General features: G+C 69.8%; 2 protein-coding genes. Both read left to right on the top strand.

Features of this window, described 5'->3' with window-relative positions:
• The first annotated feature begins 272 nt into the window (after nt 1-272).
• The gene (locus tag K8V84_RS20465) at nt 273-3,593 is read left to right on the top strand and encodes an AAA family ATPase (protein ID WP_369696648.1); all 3,321 of its coding nucleotides are present in this window, start codon (nt 273-275) and stop codon (nt 3,591-3,593) included.
• A 120-nt stretch (nt 3,594-3,713) separates the two neighbouring features.
• Nucleotides 3,714-7,034, top strand: coding sequence for a right-handed parallel beta-helix repeat-containing protein (locus tag K8V84_RS20460; protein WP_304077437.1), 3,321 nt, complete (start codon nt 3,714-3,716; stop codon nt 7,032-7,034).
• Nucleotides 7,035-7,125: the final 91 nt, after the last annotated feature.

Below are 7,125 nucleotides of genomic sequence, written 5' to 3'. Positions count from 1 at the left end.
GCCTCCGGGTGCGGGACGTCCGTGAGCATAAGGACGCGACCATCGTGTTGGAGGACACCGTGATCCGGGGCGACCACCGGGACCGGGTGACGGAGTCCGAACCGGAACCGGATCTCTCCGCCACGGAGTGAACCCCGCACCGACCTGGTGTCCAGGACCGAAACCGGCCATATCGGATCGATCTCCCGGCGGGTTCGGCGCCCCTGTGAGCGCTAGGGTGCATAGCGCATCCAGCCCCTCACCTCCGGAGCAGACGTATGCACACGGTCCGCGTGTCCCAGAGCGATCCCGGCGCCTTCCGCTCACTGGGAGCCGCCGTCCGTGCCCCGTTGTACGCCGGCACGGATCTGTACCTGCACGTCGATCCGGGGCACTACGTCGAGGACGAGATCATCGCGGTGACGCGGAGGATCCTGGTGGTGCCCACCCAAGGGCCTGGGACCGTGGAGATCACACGGAGCACCGTCGGCAACGTCTTTCGGGTCAAGCCCGGTGGGAGGTTGGAGCTCTACGGAATCCGGGTCGAGGGCGGCGCCGGCGAGTTCCCGCCGCTGTACGTGGACGAGGGCGCCCACCTCAAGACGGTGGACTGTGTGTTCCACTGCAACATTCGACTGAGCCTGAACGGTCGTTCGCACGAGGTGGTCAACTGCCGTTTCGAGGGTGCCGGGATCCTCTGGACCAAGGGCGGCGGGATCGTCCGTGACTGCGTCTTCGACGGCGCGGTCCTCACCCTGGAGGGTGGGGCCTCGCCCACGGTGGAACGCGTGCGCTTCCACGGGAGCAGCGGTGACTACCACTCGCTGTTCGTCTCCGACTGCGCGCCCACCATCACCGACTGCGAGTTCCGGGATTGCGGTGCGAGCGGTGTCTACTCGGTGTGGGTGGAAAAGGGCGCCCGGCCCAAGTTCACCGACCTGACGGTCGAGGGGAACCGCGGATGGCCGGTGCGGGTCACCGGTTCGGGCACCTGGGCGAAGTTCACCCGGCTGCGCGTGATCGGTGGCGCGGAGGGCGGTGACTCGGTGTACGTGCTGGACGGCGCCGAGGTCGAGCTCGACGACGCCCGCGTCGAGAGGGCTCCGGCGAACGCGGTGTGTGCGGTGGAGAGCACGCTCACCTTCTCCGACCTGGTCGTGAAGGGGGTGGAAGGCGCCGCGTTGCACACGAAAGAGGGGCGGGTGAACGGCCGGGGCCTTCGTGCCTTCGATCTGGGCGGCAACGCGGGCAACTTCGTCAAGAGCCGGGTGAACCTGACGGGCCTGGAACTCGCCGAGCACCGGAGCGGGGTATCCGAGGGTGTGTTCGGCGTCTACGTGTCCGGTGGGAGTGGTGAGTTCAAGGGGACGCGCGGACGCGACCTCAAGGGGGCCTGCTTCGGTGTCCACGACGCTCGGATCTTCGTGACGGACCTGGTCGGGGAGAGGGTCGCCGGTGGGATCCTGGCACAGGACGACGCCACCGTCGAGGCCCACGGAGTGGAGATGGCCGGGCCCGAGGGCAACACCTTCCACGTCAGTGCCGGTGCCCGGATGGAGGTGACCGACGCCCGGATCGTCGACGGCGCGTTCGACAACGCCTACGTCAAGGGTGCCCGCCTAGTCCTGAGGTCGTCGATCCTGAGCGGAAGCCGAGGACACGGGGTCTCCGCCCTGGAGGGAGGGGTCCTCACCCTGGAGGACACCGAGATCCGGGACGGGGCCATGAGCGGGATCATGGTGGTGGACGCCGAGAGCCGTGCCCGGCTGGTGCGGTGCAAGGTCACGGGCCATGAGAACAAGGGTGTGGAGGCGCACGACGAGGCCGTCGTGCACCTGGAGGAGACCGAACTCGTCGACAACAAGGGCGGCGACGAGATCCGGGCCAAGGCGAAGGCCGCGGAGGGCGCCACCGTCCCCGACGCCCCCACCGGTGAGGCCGGGTCCCTGGACGACCTGCTCGCCGAACTGGACGAGATGGTGGGCCTGGACGGTGTGAAGAAGGAGGTCCGCTCGCTGGTCGACTTCCAGCGGGCGAACGCCAAACGCGTCGCGGCGGGGCTGCCGGCGCTCAACGTCAGCCGCCACCTGGTCTTCTCCGGGCCGCCCGGGACCGGTAAGACCACCGTGGCCCGGTTGTACGGCGAGATCCTGCGCGCCCTGGGCGCCCTGGACAACGGCCAGTTCGTCGAGGTGGGCCGCCAGGACCTGGTCGCCGAACATCTGGGCGGCACCAGCGCCAAGGTCACCCAGGCCGTGGAGAGGGCGCGCGGTGGGGTCCTGTTCGTCGACGAGGCCTATGCGCTGTCCCGGAAGTTCGGTACCGGCAGCGACTTCGGTCAAGAGGCCATCGACACGCTCATCAAGCTGATGGAGGACCTGCGCGAGGAGGTCGTCATCGTCTTCGCCGGCTACTCCAGCGAGATGCGGACCTTCCTCGACGCCAACCCGGGGCTGCGTTCGCGCGTGGCACGGACGATTCGGTTCGAGAACTACTCACCGGAGCAGCTCACCACCATCGTCGAGACGATGGCGCCCAAGCAGGGCTACACGCTGGGGGAGGGCGTGCGTGACCTGTTGGTCCGCCACTTCCAGGGGCAGAGCCGGGACGAGACGTTCGGCAACGGGCGCGAGGCGCGGCGACTGTTCGAGGAGATCGTCCAGGCCCAGGCCGGCCGGGTCGTCGCCGGTGACGTCAGCGCCGCGGAGGATCTCGCGCTGATCCTGCCCGAGGATCTGGAAGGTGTCGTGGACATCGGTCCGTCCGCGCGGGTGGGCGGCCCTCGGGACGCCGAACAGACCCGTGAGCTCATGGACCGCTTGGAGAACATGGTGGGGATCGCCGGGGTCAAGAGGGAGGTCGCCGACCTCATCAGCCTCATCTCCGCGAACCGACGCCGTCAGGAAGCCGGACTCGCCACCTCGATGTCCTCCCAACACCTGGTGTTCTCCGGCCCGCCCGGGACCGGCAAGACCACCGTGGCGCGGATCTACGGTCGACTCATGGCCGCTTTGGGCGTGCTCGCGCAGGGACAGGTGGTCGAGGCCGCCCGAGCAGATCTGGTGGGCTCCTACGTCGGCCACACGGCACAGAAGACCAAGGACGTGTTCGAGAGGGCGCGCGGCGGGGTCCTGTTCGTCGACGAGGCCTACACGTTGTCCCGTCCGGGCGGTACCGGCAGCGACTTCGGTCAGGAGGCCATCGACACCCTGCTGAAGCTGATGGAGGACCACCGTGACGAGGTCGTGGTCATCGCCGCGGGCTACACCGGCGAGATGGACGGTTTCCTGACGAGCAACCCCGGTCTGGCCTCCCGGTTCTCCCGCACTGTCGAGTTCGCCCCCTATCGGGGCGAGGAGCTGCTGAGCATCTTCGTCGGGATGGCGGAAGGGGCCGACTTCCTGGTTCCCGAGGAGACCCGGGCGGCGTTGGCGCGGACCATGAAGCGGGAGGAGGCGCGCCTGTCGGACGGCAACGGGCGTGAGGTCCGCAAGCTGTTCGAGGCGAGCGTGACCCGGCAGGCGCGCCGGATCGAGGCGGCCGCCCTGGCAGGGGACATGCCCGACGTGGGCGAACTCCAGACACTGTCACCGGACGACGTCGCCGGGTTCTGACCGACCCTGGCCACAAGGGGTATGGGCCGTATCGGGTTCCCGGACCCCGGGGTGGATACGGTACATAACGCAGACCCTTCGGCGCGGCGCCGCGGCCGCTATCTCCCTGGGAGTCGATGGATGATCACGGTCCGCGTCTCGAAGACGGATTCCGCCGCGAGTTCTTCCCTGGGGCAGGTGCTCGAAGACCCCCGGTACACGGACTCGGATCTGTACCTGCGCGTGGAACCGGGCGAGTACGTCGAGCCCCAGGCGGTCGGAGTGCTGCGACGCGTTGTCGTGGTGCCCACCGAAGGGGCCGGCACCGTCACCGTCACGGCGGCCGACGAGACCAACGTCTTCAACGTGCACAAGGGCGGCGACCTGGAGTTGCACGGGGTCGGTGTGCGCAGTTCATCGGACGAGTACCCGCCGCTGTACGCGCAGGAGGGGGCCCGGCTGCGCGCGGTCGACTGCGTCTTCACCTCGCCGCGGCGGGTCACCGTGGCAGGGGCGCACGCCGAGGTGACCGGCTGCCGATTCGAGGACAGCGGCCTGCTGTGGGACGGCAGCGAGGGCTTCGTGCGCGACTGCTACTTCGCCGGTGCGGTGATCGCGGTCCAGGGGAAGTGCTCCCCGAAGATCAGCGGGACCATCTTCGCCGGGGCCCACGACGACTGGCACACCCTGTACGTGTCGGGGGCCTCCCCGGAGGTGACCGACTGCGCGCTGGTGGACGGCGGTGGCGTCTACGTCCGTGACCGGGCCGCGCCCGAGTTCACCGACGTGCGGGTGACGGGCTCGCACGACTGGCCGGTCCGGGTCTACGAGCGTTCCCGCGCCGACTTCACCCGGCTGGTGGTGGAGTCGCCGCACAAGGAGGAGACGGACGCCTTCTTCGTCCACGGAGATTCTCAGAGCACCCTCCGCGACTGCGAGATCCTCGGTTCCACCCGGACCGGGCTGGCGGTCGAGGGCGGCCGTCTCACCGTCCGGGGTCTCAAGGTGGAGGGGGCCGCAGCAGACGCCGTCCTCGTCGACGGTGCTGAGGCCACGGTGACCGACCTGCGTTGCGATCAGGTCGGCAAGGCCGCCCTGCTGGTCGCCGACGGCGCTCGCGTGAAGGTCTCGGGGATGTCGGTGGCCGAGAGCGTCCAGGAGGGACGTGGCGCGATCGCGGCGGTGCGTTCGCGTTTGGAGGTCGAGGACCTGCGGGTGAGTCGCTGGCACGGTCCGATGGCCATCGTGGTCGGGGGCACGGGGGCCTTCGAGGACATCGTCGGCCACGAGGTGGGGTCGGGGATCCACAGCCGTGAGGACGCCACGATCACCGTGCGCGGCATGGTGCTGCGGGAGGCCCGTGAGGACGGCCTCAACATCCTCGACGGCACCGAGGTGCGTCTGGTCGACGCCGACCTCTCAGATTGCGGGGAGGACGGCGTCTACGTGCAGGGCGGCTACGTCACGGTCCGCTCCTCCACGTTCTCGGGCAGTGGCGAGCGTGGGGTGCGTGTGGGAGAGGGCGCCGTGGTGGCCTTGGAGGACACCGCGATCAGGGACGGCCGGGGCGACGGACTCATGGTGGAGGACGGTGGGCGGGTACGGCTGGTGCGCTGCACCGTGTCCGGTAACGACGACGAGGGTCTGTGGGCCGCCGCCGGTGCCTCGGTCTACCTGGAGGAGAGCACCTTCAGCGGCAACCGCGGGGGCGACGGCGAACGTGTGGTCGCCCGGAGCACGGGTTCCTCCGGCCGTTCCGTCGGCGGGAACGGGGACGGGGCGGTACGGGACCGCGAACGCTCGCTGGACTCGCTGCTCTCCGAGTTGAACGCACTGGTCGGGCAGGAGCGGGTCAAACGGCAGGTCCGGGCGCTGGTCGACCTGCAACGGGTGAGCGCCAAGCGGGTCGCGGCGGGGTTGCCCGGGTTGAACGTGGGCCGTCACCTGGTGTTGGCCGGTCCGCCCGGGATCGGGAAGACGACCGTGGCCCGGCTGTACGGGCAGATCCTGAGGTCGTTGGGCGAGTCCGAACACGGACGGTTCGTCGAGGTGGCCCGGCCGGACCTGGTGGCCGAATACCGGGGCGGCACCCGGGACAGGGTGACCGAGGCCGTGGAGCGGGCCCGTGGCGGGGTGCTGTTCGTCGATGGGGCGCACGCCCTGTTCGGAGAGTCCGGAGCACCGGATGTGCACGGTCGGGAGGTGGTCGACACCCTGGTCGCGCTGTTGGACGGTCCGGGCGAGGAGTTCGTGCTGGTCCTGGCCGGGCACTCCGATCGGCTTCGGTCCCTGCTCGACGCCTCTCCCGAACTGCGCGCGCGGGTGGCGCGGACCGTCGAGTTCGAGGACTACTCACCCGATCAACTGGCCGGGATCTTCGCGGGGGAGGCCACCGAACGCGGCTACGACCTTGGGGAGGGGGTGCACGACCTCCTTGTGGGGCACTTCCGACGCCGGGTGCGAGGCGTGGCCTTCGACAACGGGCGCGAGGTGCGCAGGGTGCTCGGGGGCGCGGTCCGGGCCCAGTCCGAGCGGATCGCCGAGGGCGGTTACACGACCGTGGACGACCTCACCCGGCTCCTGGTCGAGGACCTGGAGGGGGTGACCGACCCCGTCGCGGCCGATCCCGATCAGCGGACGGGCGGCCAGGTCACCTCACTGATGGCCCGACTGGACTCCCTGGCGGGCCGCGGCGAGGTCAAGGAGGCGCTGGCTCGACAACTGTCGAGCCTGCTGACATCACCCCGGCGCGGTGGCGCGGACGGGGCGGAACGCCGCTCACGTCACCTGGTGTTCTCCGGTCGGACCGGGAGCGGACGTTCCACCGTGGCCGGCCTGTACGGCGAACTCCTCGCCGCCCTGGGGCTGGCCGCGCGCGGACACGCGGTACGGCTGAGGGCCGACGAACTGGTGGATCGGGGGCGTCCTTCAAGGGAGGCGCTGGAGGCCTTCGAACGGGCTCGGGGCGGGGTGTTGTCGGTTCTTCTGCCGGAGTCGGTAGGGACCGGGGGAGTCGGACACGGACGGGAGACGGCCGACGTCCTCGACGGTCTGATGCAGATCCACCACGACGACGTGGCGGTGGTCCTGACCGGCGATCCCGAGTCGGTGGCGTCCCTGATGCGGGCCGCCCCTCGCCTGGCGGATCGGTTCGCCGGACCGGTGGAGTTCACGCCCTACAAGACCGACGAACTGGTGGAGGTCTTCGTGGCGATGGCGGAGGAGACCGACCTGCTGTTGCCGGAACGGACCCGTGAGGCGCTGGCGGACCTGATCGGAGCGCCGACGGGCGGGTTCGCCGAACGCGGCGGGGTCGAGGTCCGCGCGCTGTTCGAGGAGTGCGTGGCGCGCCAGACGCGACGGATCGAGGCCGCGGCCCACGGGGGAGAGATCCCCGAGGTGGCCGAACTCCAGACCCTGCTTCCGGAGGACCTGCCGGAGGGTTGGGGGAGCGGGGATTGAAGCTCTCGGGCTCTTGGTCCAATGATTACTCCGTGTGTGTCGGCGTTGAGCCTGCCGTGTCCGAAGTGTGGGTAGGTGGGCGATATGAGTC

This window comes from Nocardiopsis listeri, assembly GCF_020741345.1.
Classification (GTDB): Bacteria; Actinomycetota; Actinomycetes; order Streptosporangiales; family Streptosporangiaceae; genus Nocardiopsis; species Nocardiopsis listeri_A.
The sequence above is the reverse complement of the archived record's forward strand: the minus strand, read 5'-3'. Positions and strand labels throughout refer to the sequence as shown.

What these genes read in the sequence shown, in the direction of transcription:
- K8V84_RS20460 (WP_304077437.1), top strand. Translation starts at nt 3,714, where the DNA reads ATGATCACGGTCCGCGTCTCGAAGACGGATTCCGCCGCGAGTTCTTCC.